The following is a 14,012-nucleotide window of genomic DNA, read 5'->3' as shown; positions in this document are numbered from 1 at the left end:
TCGCCCGTTCTGGGTAAGCCGGGCCCAGGGAGTTCCCTCCCGGCCCGGCGACTGGAAACCTGCCCCTATGGCGCAGACCCAGCAGATCGGGCAACCCCTCGCTCACCACCTCGGGCCGTTCCAGGCGGTCGACCCCGTGGTGGACCGGATGCGGACACTCCGTTCCACCTGGCATCCGGCCGACGGGGTCGCCGTCTTCAACCGGGTGTACCTGACGGTCACCGAGGAGATCGGTCACGCCATCGACGCGGGCACCTTCGCCGACCGCACGGCGGCCGCCACCCTCGACGTGCGTTTCGCCGAGCGCTACCTCACGGCGGTCGACACCGTCGCCACCGGCGGCCCGGCGCCCGCCTGCTGGCGGCCGCTCTTCCACTACCGGCGCCATCCCGGCGTACGTCCGCTGCAGTTCGCGCTCGCCGGAATCAACGCACACGTGGGCCACGACCTGGCGCTCGCGGTGGTCGACACGTGCCGTCTCCTGGAGTGCGCGCCCGCCGACCTGGAGGACGAGTTCGACCGGGTCGGCGACATCCTCCTCCTCCTGGAGGAGCGCATCAGGGAGGAACTGATGCCGGGCCCGGACCTCCTGGAGATCGCGGACCCGCTGACGCATCTGCTCGGCTGCTGGAGCCTGGACCGGGCCCGCGAAGGGGCCTGGCTCGCGGCGCGCTCGCTGTGGCAGCTGCGCGGGCTGCCGGAGCTGGCCGGGGAGTTCACCGAACGCCTCGACCGGTCGGTGGGCCTGGTGGGGCGGATGCTGCTCACGCCGCTCACCAGGCCGTGACCCGTACGGGGACTCAGTCCTCCGGCAGCTCGACCGGGGCGATCTCCTCGTAGACGTCGCCCGGTCCCGGGTTGGTGGCGTCGGTGCCGCCGCCGAAGTGGTGCATCACGCCCCACACCGCGTTGAGCGCCGTCTGCACCGCGCCCTCGGCCCAGCCGGCCGTCCACGAGATGTCGTCGCCCGCGAGGAAGATGCCCCGCTTGTCCTCGGGCAGCCGCTCCTGCATGAAGTGCGTGAACAGGCGGCGCTGGTAGCGGTAGTGGCCCGGCAGGTTCGCCTTGAAGGCGCCCATGAAGTAGGGCTCGTTCTCCCAGGAGACCGTCACCGGGTTGCCGATGATGTGCTTCCGGATGTCGACGTTCGGGTAGATCTCGCCGAGCGACTTGAGCATGACCTCCATCCGCTCGTTGGCGGAGAGCGGCAGCCACTTCAGGCTGTCGTCGCACCAGGTGTACGAGAGGCAGATGGTGGCCGGCTTGTCCGGGCCATCGTCCAGGAGGTACGTGCCGCGGGTCATCCGGTCGGTGAGCGTCATCGACATGACGTCCCGGCCCGTCGGATTGCCCCTGTCGTCGACGGCCTTGTCCAGCCAGAACGGCCGGTCCACGGGCACGAAGAGCTTCGAGCTCTCCATGTAGTGGGTGCGCTCGATCGCCGTCCAGTGGTCGATCGGGAAGAGCGAGTCGTCGCAGGCGATCTTGGAGAGCAGCATCCAGGACTGGGCGGTGAAGATCGCCGCCTGGTACGTACGGATGTCGCCGGAGGCGTCGGTGACGGTGATCCGGTTGCCGGCGGTCCGGTTCAGCCGGGTCACGGCCGGCTTCGGGGTGCCCTCGTGCAGGGAGCTGAGCGAGGTGCCCTGCGCCCAGTGGACGATCTTCTCCGGCTCGCGCTCCCACAGGCGCAGCGGCAGCTGCTGCGAGCCGCCCACGATGCCGCGGTGGTGGTCGTCCGCCTCGGTGTAGACGACGCGGAGGATCTCCAGGATGGAGTTGGGGAAGTCGGTGTCCCAGCCGCCGGTGCCGAAGCCGACCTGGCCGAAGATCTCGCGGTGCCGGAAGGACTTGAAGGACTCCGACTCGCAGAGGAAGCCGTAGAAGGTCTGGTTGTCGAGCTTCTCGACGAGCTTCGACCAGATCTCGCGGATGCGCGGGACGTCGCGCTCGCGCATGGCCTGGTTCATGTCGGAGAAGTCGGCGCCCTCGTCCAGGCAGGCGTTCCACGCGTTCATCACGTCGCGGTAGACCTGCGGGAGGTCGTCGACGGTGGTGGCGTAGTGCGACTCGCCCTTGAGGTCGACGACGGTCGAGGGGGTCGACTCGGCGAGCGGGTTCGGGAAGGGCTTGGTCTCCAGGCCGACGAGGTCGATGTAGTGCTGGAGCGCGGTCGAGGAGGGCGGGAAGCGCATCGCGCCCATCTCCGCGGTGAGGCCCTCGGTGGCGGTGCCCTCGAAGCCGACGGTCCGCAGCCGGCCGCCGATCTGGTCGGCCTCGTAGACGACGGGCTTGAGGCCCATCTTCATGAGTTCGTACGCGGCGATGATGCCGGAGAGACCGCCGCCGATGACGGCGACCTCGGTGCCGTGCTCGGTGGCCGGTATCTGGCCGAGACCGGCCGGGTGGGCCAGGAAGTCGTCGTACGCGTACGGGAAGTCCGGACCGAACATGGTGATCGGCGGCTGGCCGTCGCTGTGGGGGACGGCGGTCGTGGGCACCGTGGACGTCATGGGGTACGGACTCCTTGCACGGAAAAGAAAGACGAGGCAGGTCGGGGGTGGGGGCTGCTCAGACGAGGGAGCCGTAGAGCCCGGGGCGGCGGTCGGCGAGGTACGGGTTGTTCTCGCGGGAGGCCGCCAGGAAGTCGGGGTCGACCTCGCCGAAGACGAGGTCCTCGCCGCGGCCGGCGCGGGCGCGGGCGGTGCCGTCGGGGCCGGCGAGGGTGGAGAGGCCGACGAACTCGAACTCGCCCTCGGGGCCGGTCCGGTTCACGTACGCCACGTACATCTGGCTCTCGAAGGCGCGGACGGGGACGACGGACTCGGCGACGAACTGGAAGGGGTGCATCTGCGCGGTCGGGACCACGAGGAAGTCGGTGCCGGCGAGGGCGTGGGCGCGGACGTTCTCCGGGAACTCGACGTCGTAGCAGATCAGCATGCCGACGCGGACGCCGTCGACCTCGGCCTGCACGACGGTCCGCTCGCCGGGGGTGAACCACTTCTGCTCGAAGCAGCCGAAGAGGTGGGTCTTGCGGTAGTTCGCCATGAGGGTGCCGTCGGCGCCGATGAGCTGCGAGGAGTTGTACAGCACGCCGTGCTGCTCGGTGTCGCGCTCCGGGTAGCCGTAGACGATCGCGAGGCCGTGGCGGACGGCGATCGCGGCGATCGCGCGCGCGGAGGGGCCGTCGGCGGGCTCGGCGAGCTTCGGGACGTCGTCACCGATCGCGTACCCGGTGAGGAAGAGCTCCGGGGCGATCAGGAGACCGGCGCCGGTGGCCGCGGCACGGCCGGCGGCCTCCTCGAGGACGGCGAGATTGGCGGCCACGTCACCGGGCTGTCCGGAACTCTGGAGCAGGGCGGTGCGCAGCGCGGGCATCGGCGATCCTCAAGGGTCTGATGGGGGGGAGGGAGACGTCAAAAACGGTACGGTTTCGGACTCTCCCGGGACAAGACGGCAGCGTTGCGGACCGACCGTCGAACCGTTGCGCGATCGGAGGGTGCGGCGGTGATTCGTTGCGTACGGCTCCGACCACGGTCGCAGGGCTCCCCCGCCGTGCGGCGGAGACGGGAACCGTCCTGCGGCGCGACGCCCGGGCGCGGTCCGCGCGGAAGAGTGGTGGTCGTCCGGAAGACCTGCCGGACGACCTGCCGAAAGGACCGGGAAACCATGAACCGTCGCACGAAGACCGTCGCCGTCGCCGCCGCCGTTCTGCTCACCTTGGGGGCCGGGGGCATCGCCGCGGCGGACGACGCTCCCGCCCCGGCCGCTGCCACGGCCGCCGTCAAGGAGGCCGCCGCGCTGACCGGCACCGCGAAGCTGTACCGGCCGGCCGGTGACGACATCACGTTCTCCTTCGACGCGCATCTGGCGGCGAAGGACAACAAGGATCCGCAGGCCGCGACCGGCACCTTCCGGTTCAGCCACTACAAGGACGGGAAGGGCGGCTACGCGGTGGCGAAGGTCGACTGCCTCACCACGGGCGGCAAGGTGGCCGTGGTGACGGGCGTCGTGACCGAGACCGACGTGGACGCCTTCCGGAACAAGCGCGTCGGGATCTCGGTGCACGACGACGGCAAGCGCGACCGTCTGGGCTACAGCTGGGTCGGGCGCGACACGAACCTGGAGGTTCCGCCGTGCCTGAGCTCCGCCCCCTTCGAGAAGGTGCAGCGGGGCACCGGTGACTTCAAGGTGCTGCCCTGGCAGCTCGACTACCCGACCGAGTAGACCGCCCCACGGGGGTGGGCGGGCGAAGGGCGGTGCGGGAACCACGGCCCGCACCGCCCCGACCGCCCATGCCCCGCCGGGCTACGCGGGCGAGCCCGAGGAGAAGCGCCGCAGCAGCGGCGAGAGCACCAGGACGGACTTGGTGCGCTCCACGAAGGGCTCGCCCGCGATGCGTTCCAGGACGCGCTCGAAGTGGCGCATGTCCGAGGCGAAGACCTGGACGACGGCGTCCGCGTCACCGGTGACGGTCGACGCGGACACCACCTCGGGGTACCGCTCCAGACCTCGCCTGATGTCGTTCGGCGAGGTGTTGTGGCGGCAGTAGATCTCGACGAAGCCCTCGGTCTCCCAGCCGAGCGCCGCCGGGTCCACCCGTACGGTGAATCCGGTGATGGCGCCCTCGGCCCTGAGCCGGTCCACGCGCCGCTTCACGGCGGGCGCGGAGAGACCGACGAGCGAGCCGATGTCGGCGTAGCTGCGGCGGGCGTCTTCCGCGAGGGCGTGGACGATGCGTTCGTCGAGGTCGTTCAGTCGCACTGCGGGTGGATCACTTCTCTGATGCGGCCAGTCGGGAGCGGCGGATGCCGTACTGGAAGTAGAACACGAGGCCGGCCACCATCCAGCCACCGAAGACGATCCACGTGGCCATGTCCAGACTGAACATCATGTAGCCGCAGGCGAGCAGGCCGAGGATCGGCGTGATCGGGAAGAGCGCGACCTTGAACGTGCGCGGCAGGTCGGGGCGGGTCCTGCGCAGGATGACGACGGCGACATTGACGAGGCCGAAGGCGAAGAGCGTGCCGATGCTGGTGGCGTCGGCGAGCTTGCCGAGCGGGATGAAGGCCGCGAGGGTGCCACAGAAGAGGGAGACGATCACCACGTTGGCGCGGGGGGCGCCGGACTTCGCGTCGACCCTGGCGAAGACCCTGGGGACGAGCCCGTCGCGCGACATGGCGAAGAGGATGCGGGTCTGGCCGTAGAGGACGGCGAAGACGACGGAGGCGATGGCGACGACGGCGCCCGCGGCGAGGACGACGCCCCAGAAGGTGTGCCCCGAGACGTCGGTCATGATCTGGGCGAGCGCGGCCTCGGTGTCCTCGAAGTCCTGCCACGGCATGGCGCCGACGGCGACGAAGGCGACGAGGACGTAGAGCACGGTGACGATCAGCAGCGAGAGCATGATCGCGCGGGGCAGGTCGCGCTTGGGGTTCTTGGCCTCTTCACCGGCGGTGGAGGCCGCGTCGAAGCCGATGTACGAGAAGAAGAGGGTGGCGGCACCGGCGCTGATGCCCATGATGCCGAGCGGGGCGAGGGGGGTGTAGTTGCCACCCTTGATGCCCAGGAAGCCGATGCCGATGAAGAGCAGCAGCGTGACGATCTTCACCGCGACCATGATCGAGTTGATCCGGGCGCTCTCCTTGGCGCCGCGCATCAGGAACACCATGGCGAGCAGGACGACGACCAGCGCGGGCAGGTTGATGAAGCCGCCCTCGCCCATCGGGGAGGAGACCTGTTCGGGGATGGTGACCCCCAGGGTGCCGTCGAGGAGTTCGTTGAGGTACTCGCCCCAGCCGACGGCGACCGCCGCGACGGAGACGCCGTACTCCAGGACCAGGCACCAGCCGCAGACCCAGGCGACGAGCTCGCCCATCGTTGCGTACGCATACGAGTACGAGGATCCGGAGACGGGCACCGACCCGGCCAGCTCCGCGTAGGACAGGGCGGAGAAGAGGGCGGTCAGGCCCGCGATCACGAAGGAGATCGTCACGGCGGGGCCGGCCTTGGGGGCGGCGTCACCGAGAACGACGAAGATGCCGGTGCCGAGCGTGGCACCGATGCTGATCATGGTCAGCTGCCACATGGAGAGCGAGCGGCGGAGGCTGCCGCCCTCACCCTGCCCACCCTCCATGACCAGGCGTTCCACCGGCTTACGCCGGGTGAGTGCGCCGAGCGCGGAGGTCTTGGGGGTGGTCGAGTCGACGACCGGTGGGGCTGCGCCGTGGTCCAGCACTGCGGAGGCTCCTTATCGCTGCCTGTAGGCGGTGGGACGACCCACGGCGGCACGTGGGCGTGCCGAAACAAGCCCACGGGGAGGGGAACCGCCGAGCAGGCGGTCGCCGCCACTCCTGGTACGGGGCACGAGCCTAAGGGGCTGAGGTTCGCAGTCGTAATGCAGGGTTGTTGCGCACTACCGGATGATCATTGCGTGCTCGCGGCGCAGACGGGGAAACATTGCGCGCCCCTGCATGAATCGGCACATTGGGGTCCTGAGGGCCCACCCGGCGCGCGTGCCGGGGGCCCAGGCCGGGGCGCTCCCCGCGCGCGTGCGCCGGCCCGGTCGACTCCTCACGCGCGCGGGCACGTGTCTTGACTCCGCGTGCCCCATGACCCACGCTGCGAGCCCCCGGACACCCACGATCGGAGGCCTCGGTGGGCTGGCTCGCCCCGGCGCCCTTCCTGCGCGGCACGGCCTGGCTCGACGGGGACCGGCCCGTACGGGCGGATCCGGCCGACCTGGAGCGGCTCCCGTGGGACATCGCCGAGAGGGCCGCGCTGCCCATCGGCGTACGCATCGAGTTCACGGCGGAGCCCGGGACGCGGGCGGTGGAGCTGCGCTACCGCGCGGCCGTCCCGGCACCGGAAGACCCGCTCGCCGCGCTGCGCCACTGCTTCGCGCTCTGGCAGGGTCGGCGGCTCGTCGGCGAGACCTGCGCCGTCCCGGCATCGGAGGGCACGGTGAGCCTCCCCCTGCCCCCGTACGGCGGCGTCTTCACCGTCCACCTCCCCGAGGGCCAGTCCCCGGTCCCGCTGGCCCTGCGTGCCGTCGGCGGCCGCCTCTCCCCCGCCCCGGTCCTGCCCCGCTGGCTCGTCCACGGCGACTCGATCACCGAGGGCTGGTGGGCGACCCGTCCCGCGCACTCCTGGCCCGCCACGGCGGGACGGCTGCTCGGGCTCGACCCGGTCAATCTGGGGTACGCGGGCGGGGCGCGCGGCGAGCTCCCCCTCGCCGAACACCTCGCGCGGCTCCCGGGCGAGATGGTCACCCTCGCCTTCGGCACCAACTGCTGGTCCCGGGTGCCCGCTACGGCGGACTGGCTGTACGCGACCGTCCGGGCGTTCGTCGGTCTGGTCCGCCGGGGCCATCCGGACACCCCGCTGCTGATCGTCTCGCCCGTCCTGCGCCCGGAGGCCGAGCACACCCGCAACGTCCTCGGTGCCACCCTCACGGAGCTGCGCAGGGCCATGGAGCGCGCCGGCCGGGACCTGGCGGCCGAGGGTGACGGCCGGCTCCTGGTCCTCCCTGGGCGCTCCCTGCTCGGCCCCGAGCACCTGGCGGACGGCCTGCACCCGAACGACGGAGGTCACGCCAGGATCGCGGCGGCGGTGGCGGAGGTCTTACGCCCCCATGTGCCGGTCAGCCGCCCGGTACCGCCAGCGGCCTGACCAGGAAGGTGCACGCGTCCGCGCACGCGTGCGCGCGGCCCGCCGCGTCCGTCCGGCCGTAGCGGTCGGTGTAGGTGACGACGGGCTCGTAGCCGAGCCGCGCGTACAGCGCCGCCGCCCGCGGGTTGTCGTGGGCCACGCCGAGCCCCAGAGCGGCCCCGCCGCGCTCCCGTACGAGCCCCTCCGCCGCGCGGACCAGCGCCGTCCCGATGCCCTGCCCGCGGAGCTCCTCGGGCCACACGTCCAGGCCGTTGAACTCGGGGCAGTCGCCGACCACGGCCCGCACCTCGGGAGCGGCGCAGCCGTCCCAGCGCACCTGCCCATGACCGACGGGCACGCCGTCGCGCCACGCGAGGAGGTACGTCCCGGCCCCGGCCTCCTGGCGCGCGAACCGGTCCGCGTGGCGGCTCGGCGCCCCGGGGGCGGGGATGTGGCGGTCGAGGACGGGCACGTCCTCGGCGCGGCAGGGCCTGATGTCCATGCGCCGACGGTACGGGAACGCCGTGGGCCCCCGGGAGGGTTTTCCCGGGGGCCCACGGCGTACGGCGGTGAGGTACTAGCTCCAGCTGGCGTGCAGCGGCTTGCCCTCGGCGTAGCCGGCGGCGGACTGGATGCCGACCACGGACTTCTCCTCGAACTCGGCGAGCGAGCCGGCACCGGCGTAGGTGCAGGAGGAGCGGACGCCCGCGATGATCGAGTCGATCAGGTCCTCGACGCCCGGACGGGTCGGGTCGAGGAACATGCGGGAGGTGGAGATGCCCTCCTCGAACAGCGCCTTGCGGGCGCGGTCGTAGGCGGACTCCTCGCTCGTGCGGTTCTTGACGGCGCGCGCGGAGGCCATGCCGAAGGACTCCTTGTAGAGCCGCCCGTTGGCGTCCTGCTGGAGGTCGCCCGGGGACTCGTACGTCCCGGCGAACCAGGAGCCGATCATCACGTTCGACGCGCCGGCGGCGAGCGCCATGGCGACGTCGCGCGGGTGCCGGACGCCACCGTCGGCCCAGACGTGCTTGCCGTACTTCTTCGCCTCGGCCGCGCACTCCAGGACGGCCGAGAACTGCGGCCGGCCGACGCCGGTCATCATGCGGGTGGTGCACATGGCGCCGGGGCCGACGCCGACCTTGATGATGTCGGCGCCCGCCTCGATGAGGTCCTTGACGCCCTCGGCGGCGACGATGTTGCCCGCGACGATCGGGACCTGCGGGTCGAGCGCCCGCACGGCCTTGATCGCGGCGATCATCGACTCCTGGTGGCCGTGCGCCGTGTCGATGACGAGCGTGTCCACGCCCGCGTCGAGGAGCTGCTTGGCCTTGCCCACGAAGTCGCCGTTGATGCCGACGGCGGCGGCGATGCGCAGCTTGCCCCCGGCGTCGGTGGCCGGGGTGTACAGGGTCGCGCGGAGGGCGCCCTTACGGGTCAGGATGCCGACCAGGCGCCCGTCCTCGTCGACGGCCGGGGCGTAGCGGCGGTTGGCGTGGTCCAGCGTGTTGAACGCCTCGCGCGGCTCGATGTCGGCGTCGATGAGGAGCAGGTCCTTCGACATGACCTCGGACAGCTGGGTGAAGCGGTCCACGCCGGACAGGTCGGCGTCGGTGACGACACCGATCGGGCGGCGGTTCTCGTCGACGACGACACCGGCGCCGTGGGCCCGCTTCGGCAGCAGGGAGAGCGCGTCGGCGACGGTCTGGTGGGGCTCCAGGACGATCGGGGTGTCGAGCACGTGGTGGCGGCTCTTGACCCACGAGATGACGTCGGTGACGACCTCGATCGGGATGTCCTGGGGGATGACGACCAGGCCGCCGCGGCGGGCGACGGTCTCGGCCATGCGACGGCCGGCGATGGCGGTCATGTTGGCGACGACCAGCGGGATCGTCGTACCGGTTCCGTCCGGCGAGGAGAGGTCCACCGCCTGGCGGGAACCGACGGCCGAGCGGCTCGGCACCATGAACACATCGTCGTACGTCAGGTCGTAGGGCGGCTTGACGTCATTGAGGAAACGCACGTGCTGACATCCCAGTCGTTCGGATCGGCCCCTAGGCATTTCAGCCAGGGGAAAAAGCACGTAGTTCATTGTCCCACGCCTGTACGAATACCAGCCCCGGGCGAATCATCCGAGGCTTGCGGCAGGCGCTTCGTCGGATCCTACGAAGCCCTCCCCCAGGGAGAGGAGGACCGAGAGGTGGTCGGGGCGCTCGTCGACGGCCGTGGCGAAGACCTCCTGCGCGGTCTGCCACTCGCGGGGACGCGTCCTTGCGTATCCCTGCCAGCCGGTGACGACGAGGACGACGGGCTCGGGGAGATCGGTCAGGCAGTCGGCCAGGGCGTCCCAGTTCCGGCCGAACCACGCGGGCAGCGCGAGGGCCACGGCGCACCGGTCCATGAGGGCGGCCTTGTCCGTGACTCCGGCCAGATCGAGGACGACGGGGTCGTCGAGTCTCATCCGAGTACCTCCCGGAAGGTCTCGTAGTGGTCGTCGGTCCAGTAGATCTCGCCGTCCCGCCCGGTGACGATCCGACGCGCCCCGCGGTCGCGTTCGCCGGGGGTCTTCACGGTGTACTCGCGGTAGTGACCGCGTTCCCTCCGCGGCAGGATCCGCTCGAAGTTCGAGAAGACGGCGCCGTCCTTGGCGTACGGGTAGGGGCCGCCGCGTGCGATGAGGTCGAGGGTCCGCCGCGCCTCGGGCGGCAGGTCAGCCGCCCGCACGGTGGGCAGTCCCGAGACGCCGGCCGTCCCGGTGGCCGCGGGGGCCGACGTGCCCCTCGCCGTCGGGGCCGTGTCGCTCGCGGAGGAGCATCCGGCCAGGAAGACGCACAGGACGAGCCCGAGGAGCACACGAAGGGGCCGGAGCAACATGTCCCGAACATACCGTTACGGAATGTCGCCGGCCCCTCGGACCTCGCGGTGACGGCTCAGCTGCCGTCGGGGTCCGTCCGGTCGAGCGCCGGGTGCGTGCCCGGGCTGGACTCGGTCAGCAGGTAGTCCGCCGCGGCGCGGTCCGTCACCAGGCTGGTGACGAGTCCGGAGCGGAGGACCGCCCCGATCGCCGCCGCCTTGCGCTGCCCGCCGGCGATCGCCACGACCTCGGGGATGCGCCGCAGCCGGTCCGCCTCGACGGTGATGCACCGCTCGCCCAGGTCGCGGCCGACGCGGCGGCCCTCGGCGTCGAAGAGGTGCGCGGACATCTCGGCGGCGACGCCCAACGAGGCGTAGTGGGCGCGCTCCGCGTCGGAGAGCATGTCGTGGACGGTCGAGATGCCCGGCTCCCAGGAGCCGATGGACACGCAGGCGACCGTCACCTTGTCGAAGTACTCGAAGGCCCGCGCGATGCCGGTCTGGCCGCGCAGGGCCGCGGCGGTCGCCGGGTCCGGGAGCAGCATGGGCGCGTAGATCGGGTGCGCCTCGCCGCCGGAGACCTGGGCGGCACGCCGTACGGCCTCGACCGAGCCGCGCTCGGCGGTCCCGGCGTCGTACACGCCGGTGAGCTGCACGACCGTACAGGGCGGCAGCCGGTCGAGCGCCGCCGCCATGTGGATGGTGGAGCGGCCCCAGGCGAGGCCCAGGACGTCGCCCTCGGTGACCAGCTCGCCGAGCAGGTCGGCCGCGACCTCGCCGAGGTTCTCCGGGTCGGGCGACTCCTCCGCGGCCTCCGCCGGGGATTCGACGACGACGGCGTGGCGGAGTCCGTAGCGGGCGCGGAGCGCGTCGGAGCGCTCGGCGTCCAGCTCGGCCGGCACGCGGATCTCGATGCGCACGAGGTCGCGCTCCAGGGCGGTCTCCAGGACCCGCGCCACCTTGAAGCGGCTGACGCCGAACTCCTCGGCGATCTGGATCTTGGACTTGCCCTCGAGGTAGAAGCGGCGGGCCATGGCCGCCGCCTGCACCAGCTCCGCGGGGCCCATCCGCAGGGCTGCCCGTCCCGCCGACATACCGGCCACCGCGATCTCCTCACTGCTGTTCACGTACCGCTGTTCACATACGGCTGTCGTTCACACTCTGGACTCGCCGTTCATCCTGTCAGATCCGGCGGGCCTTGATCAGCCCTGGCGGCGGCCCGACGGGCCGCGTTCATCCGGCGGAGGCTCAGTGGCCACATGCCCACGCGGCGGAGGCCGTCGCGGTCTCGGCGCGGGCCCGCAGCGCGGCCACGGCGGCCGCCGGGTCCGCGGCGCCGTAGACCGCCGAGCCCGCGACGAACACGTCGGCGCCGGCCTCGGCGCACCGCTCGATCGTGGATTCGGCGACCCCGCCGTCGACCTGGAGCCACAGCTCCAGACCGTGCTTGGAGATCAGCTCACGGGTGCGGCGGATCTTGGGCAGCATGATGTCGAGGAAGGCCTGGCCGCCGAAGCCCGGCTCGACCGTCATGATCAGCAGCATGTCGAGCTCGGGGAGCAGGTCCTCGTACGGCTCGATCGGCGTGGCCGGCTTGAGCGCCATCGAGGCACGCGCGCCCTTGGCCCGGATCTCCCGCGCGAGCCGCACGGGGGCGGCCGCGGCCTCCACGTGGAAGGTCACCGACCCGGCGCCCGCCTCGACGTACTGGGGCGCCCAGCGGTCGGGGTCCTCGATCATGAGGTGGCAGTCGAGCGGCGTCCCCGTCGCCCGGGCGAGCGACTCGACGATCGGCACCCCCAGCGTCAGGTTGGGCACGAAGTGGTTGTCCATCACGTCGACGTGCAGCCAGTCGGCACCCTCGACGGCCTTCGCCTCCTCGGCGAGCCGGGCGAAGTCCGCGGACAGGATGCTGGGGTTGATCTGCGCCATGTGCCAAGCCTCCCACGTTCTCGGGTACTTCTTTGCCGCTGAGCCGTTTCGGATCCGGTCCAGACCAATTTCGGTACGAAGCGACGAGCCATGGATCGGGACGGACCGGGAGAATGCGGTCAGGTGATCGAAGGGGCGGTGCCCCTGAGGGTCCCGGCCGTCAGGCCGTGCGGCGCAGCAGCGCCAGGTACATGGCGTCCGTGCCGTGCAGATGCGGCCAGAGCTGGACGTCCGGGCCGTCACCGAGCGCCGGCACGCCGGGCAGCAGCGGACGGGCGTCGATCAGCTCGGCGCCGCCGACCTTCTTCAGGACGTCGTCGACGACCACGCGGGTCTCGGCCAGGTGCGGCGAGCAGGTCGCGTACCCGACGATCCCGCCGACGCGCACGGCCCGCAGGGCCTCCGTGAGCAGTCCGCGCTGGAGCGGGGCGAAACCGTCCAGGTCCTCGGGGCGACGGCGCCAGCGGGCCTCGGGGCGGCGGCGCAGGGCACCGAGACCCGAGCAGGGGACGTCCATCAGGACCCGGTCGAAGGAGCCGGGGCGCCACGGCGGGCGGGTCCCGTCGGCCGCGATGACCTGGTACGGGCCGGGGTTGCCGGCGAGGGCGCGCTCGACGAGCCGGGCGCGGTGCGGCTGCTTCTCGGAGGCGAGGAGCGCGGCGCCGCGCTCGGAGGCGAGGGCGGCGAGGAGGGCGGCCTTGCCGCCGGGTCCCGCGCAGCCGTCGAGCCAGCGGGCGTCGGCCCCTTCGAGCGGGGCGTTGGCGAGGGCGAGGGCGACGAGCTGGCTGCCCTCGTCCTGGACACCGGCGCTGCCGTCCTTGACCGCCTCGATGGCGCCGGGCTCGCCGCCCTCGGCCATCCGGAGGGCGTACGGGGACCAGCGGCCCGGCAGCGTCTCGGTGACCGCGGCGAGCTCCTCGGTGGTGGAGCGGCCGGGGCGGGCGACGAGGGTGACCTCGGGGCGCTCGTTGTCGGCCTCCAGGAGGTCCTCGATGCCTGCGCGGCCGCCGCCGAGGGCGTCCCAGAGCGCCGAGACGACCCAGCGGGGGTGCGAGTGGACGACGGCGAGATGGTCCTCGGCGTCCTTGTCGTACGGCGGGGCGACCTGCGCCACCCAGGCGTCCAGGTCCTGCTGCGAGATCTTCCGCAGCACGGCGTTCACGAATTTGGCCCGCCCGTCGCCGAGCACCACCCGGGCGAGCTCGACGCTGGCGGAGACGGCCGCGTGCGTGGGGATGCGGGTGCCGAGCAGCTGGTGGGCGCCGAGCGCGAGCACGTCGAGCACGGGCGGGTCGACCTCGCGCAGCGGCCGGTCGATGCAGGCGGAGATGATCGCGTCGTACGTGCCCTGGCGCCGCAGCGTCCCGTAGACGAGCTCGGTCGCGAGGGCCGCGTCGCGCCCGTCGAAGTCGCCCTTCTCCCGGGCCTTCTTGAGGAGCGGCGGCAGCACCAGGTTGGCGTAGGCGTCGCGCTCGTCCACCGCCCTCAGCGCCTCGAAGGCGAGCATCCGGACGGGGTCCTTCTGGGGCCTCCGGTAGGGCTTGTGGGGACGGCGACTTGCCTGCTCGCTCAAAGGTGCT

14 protein-coding genes are annotated in these 14,012 nt (G+C 71.9%); 3 read left to right on the top strand and 11 right to left on the bottom strand.

From position 1 onward, the window contains the following. The first annotated feature begins 67 nt into the window (after positions 1–67). Entirely contained in the window at positions 68–787 is a 720-nt protein-coding gene (locus ACFWWU_RS31075) for a DUF5995 family protein (protein ID WP_384150378.1), read from the top strand. A gap of 13 nt (positions 788–800) precedes the next feature. Here the strand turns inward: ACFWWU_RS31075 and ACFWWU_RS31070 are convergent, their stop codons facing one another. Further along, positions 801–2,513: a flavin monoamine oxidase family protein gene (locus ACFWWU_RS31070; RefSeq protein ID WP_384150375.1), complete on the bottom strand. Its 1,713-nt coding sequence runs from the start codon at positions 2,511–2,513 to the stop codon at positions 801–803. Between the two features lie 58 nt (positions 2,514–2,571). Next, positions 2,572–3,378, bottom strand: coding sequence for a carbon-nitrogen hydrolase family protein (locus ACFWWU_RS31065; RefSeq protein ID WP_384150372.1), 807 nt, complete (start codon positions 3,376–3,378; stop codon positions 2,572–2,574). Positions 3,379–3,669: 291 nt separating this feature from the next. Here ACFWWU_RS31065 and ACFWWU_RS31060 point away from each other — a divergent pair, with 291 nt between their 5' ends. After that, positions 3,670–4,227: a Repetin gene (locus ACFWWU_RS31060; protein ID WP_384150369.1), complete on the top strand. Its 558-nt coding sequence runs from the start codon at positions 3,670–3,672 to the stop codon at positions 4,225–4,227. A gap of 81 nt (positions 4,228–4,308) precedes the next feature. On the opposite strand, the gene ACFWWU_RS31055 is transcribed toward ACFWWU_RS31060, so the two are convergent. Together ACFWWU_RS31055 and ACFWWU_RS31050 are read right to left on the bottom strand one after the other, a co-directional pair. After that, on the bottom strand, positions 4,309–4,764 hold the full coding sequence (locus ACFWWU_RS31055) for an Lrp/AsnC family transcriptional regulator (protein WP_030204433.1): 456 nt from the start codon (positions 4,762–4,764) through the stop codon (positions 4,309–4,311). A gap of 10 nt (positions 4,765–4,774) precedes the next feature. Next, entirely contained in the window at positions 4,775–6,238 is a 1,464-nt protein-coding gene (locus tag ACFWWU_RS31050; protein WP_384150366.1) for an amino acid permease, read from the bottom strand. 419 nt (positions 6,239–6,657) lie between these two features. Here ACFWWU_RS31050 and ACFWWU_RS31045 point away from each other — a divergent pair, with 419 nt between their 5' ends. Further along, positions 6,658–7,671: a GDSL-type esterase/lipase family protein gene (locus ACFWWU_RS31045; protein ID WP_384150363.1), complete on the top strand. Its 1,014-nt coding sequence runs from the start codon at positions 6,658–6,660 to the stop codon at positions 7,669–7,671. Here the strand turns inward: ACFWWU_RS31045 and ACFWWU_RS31040 are convergent. From ACFWWU_RS31040 to ACFWWU_RS31010, 7 genes are all read right to left on the bottom strand, one after another. Further along, a complete protein-coding gene (locus tag ACFWWU_RS31040) occupies positions 7,643–8,152 on the bottom strand; it encodes a GNAT family N-acetyltransferase (protein ID WP_384150360.1) in 510 nt (169 codons plus the stop codon). The two genes, ACFWWU_RS31045 and ACFWWU_RS31040, sit on opposite strands and share 29 nt — an antisense overlap. 75 nt (positions 8,153–8,227) lie before the next feature. Continuing rightward, on the bottom strand, positions 8,228–9,670 hold the full coding sequence (locus ACFWWU_RS31035; RefSeq protein ID WP_384150357.1) for a GuaB1 family IMP dehydrogenase-related protein: 1,443 nt from the start codon (positions 9,668–9,670) through the stop codon (positions 8,228–8,230). Positions 9,671–9,775: 105 nt separating this feature from the next. Next, positions 9,776–10,108 carry a barstar family protein gene (locus ACFWWU_RS31030; protein ID WP_384150354.1) on the bottom strand — a complete coding sequence of 111 codons (333 nt, stop codon included), beginning with the start codon at positions 10,106–10,108 and terminating at the stop codon, positions 9,776–9,778. Further along, a complete protein-coding gene (locus tag ACFWWU_RS31025; protein WP_384150351.1) occupies positions 10,105–10,521 on the bottom strand; it encodes a ribonuclease domain-containing protein in 417 nt (138 codons plus the stop codon). Before ACFWWU_RS31025 ends, ACFWWU_RS31030 begins: the two co-directional genes overlap by 4 nt. Positions 10,522–10,577: 56 nt before the next feature. Further along, positions 10,578–11,627, bottom strand: a complete 1,050-nt coding sequence (locus ACFWWU_RS31020; RefSeq protein WP_384150348.1) for a sugar-binding transcriptional regulator — start codon at positions 11,625–11,627, stop codon at positions 10,578–10,580. Between the two features lie 121 nt (positions 11,628–11,748). Further along, positions 11,749–12,432: a ribulose-phosphate 3-epimerase gene (rpe, locus tag ACFWWU_RS31015; protein ID WP_384150345.1), complete on the bottom strand. Its 684-nt coding sequence runs from the start codon at positions 12,430–12,432 to the stop codon at positions 11,749–11,751. Positions 12,433–12,592: 160 nt separating this feature from the next. Then, positions 12,593–14,005, bottom strand: coding sequence for an RsmB/NOP family class I SAM-dependent RNA methyltransferase (locus ACFWWU_RS31010; RefSeq protein ID WP_384150343.1), 1,413 nt, complete (start codon positions 14,003–14,005; stop codon positions 12,593–12,595). Between the last annotated feature and the right edge of the window lie 7 nt (positions 14,006–14,012).

The organism is Streptomyces sp. NPDC058650, assembly GCF_042717315.1.
In the GTDB taxonomy this organism is placed as follows: Bacteria; Actinomycetota; Actinomycetes; order Streptomycetales; family Streptomycetaceae; genus Streptomyces.
Note: the sequence above shows the minus strand (reverse complement) of the source record. Positions and strands in the feature narration are given on the sequence as shown.

What these genes read in the sequence shown, in the direction of transcription:
- ACFWWU_RS31030 (WP_384150354.1), bottom strand. Translation starts at nt 10,108, where the DNA reads ATGAGACTCGACGACCCCGTCGTCCTCGATCTGGCCGGAGTCACGGAC.
- ACFWWU_RS31075 (WP_384150378.1), top strand. Translation starts at nt 68, where the DNA reads ATGGCGCAGACCCAGCAGATCGGGCAACCCCTCGCTCACCACCTCGGG.
- rpe (WP_384150345.1), bottom strand. Translation starts at nt 12,432, where the DNA reads ATGGCGCAGATCAACCCCAGCATCCTGTCCGCGGACTTCGCCCGGCTC.
- ACFWWU_RS31060 (WP_384150369.1), top strand. Translation starts at nt 3,670, where the DNA reads ATGAACCGTCGCACGAAGACCGTCGCCGTCGCCGCCGCCGTTCTGCTC.
- ACFWWU_RS31070 (WP_384150375.1), bottom strand. Translation starts at nt 2,513, where the DNA reads ATGACGTCCACGGTGCCCACGACCGCCGTCCCCCACAGCGACGGCCAG.
- ACFWWU_RS31040 (WP_384150360.1), bottom strand. Translation starts at nt 8,152, where the DNA reads ATGGACATCAGGCCCTGCCGCGCCGAGGACGTGCCCGTCCTCGACCGC.
- ACFWWU_RS31025 (WP_384150351.1), bottom strand. Translation starts at nt 10,521, where the DNA reads ATGTTGCTCCGGCCCCTTCGTGTGCTCCTCGGGCTCGTCCTGTGCGTC.
- ACFWWU_RS31065 (WP_384150372.1), bottom strand. Translation starts at nt 3,378, where the DNA reads ATGCCCGCGCTGCGCACCGCCCTGCTCCAGAGTTCCGGACAGCCCGGT.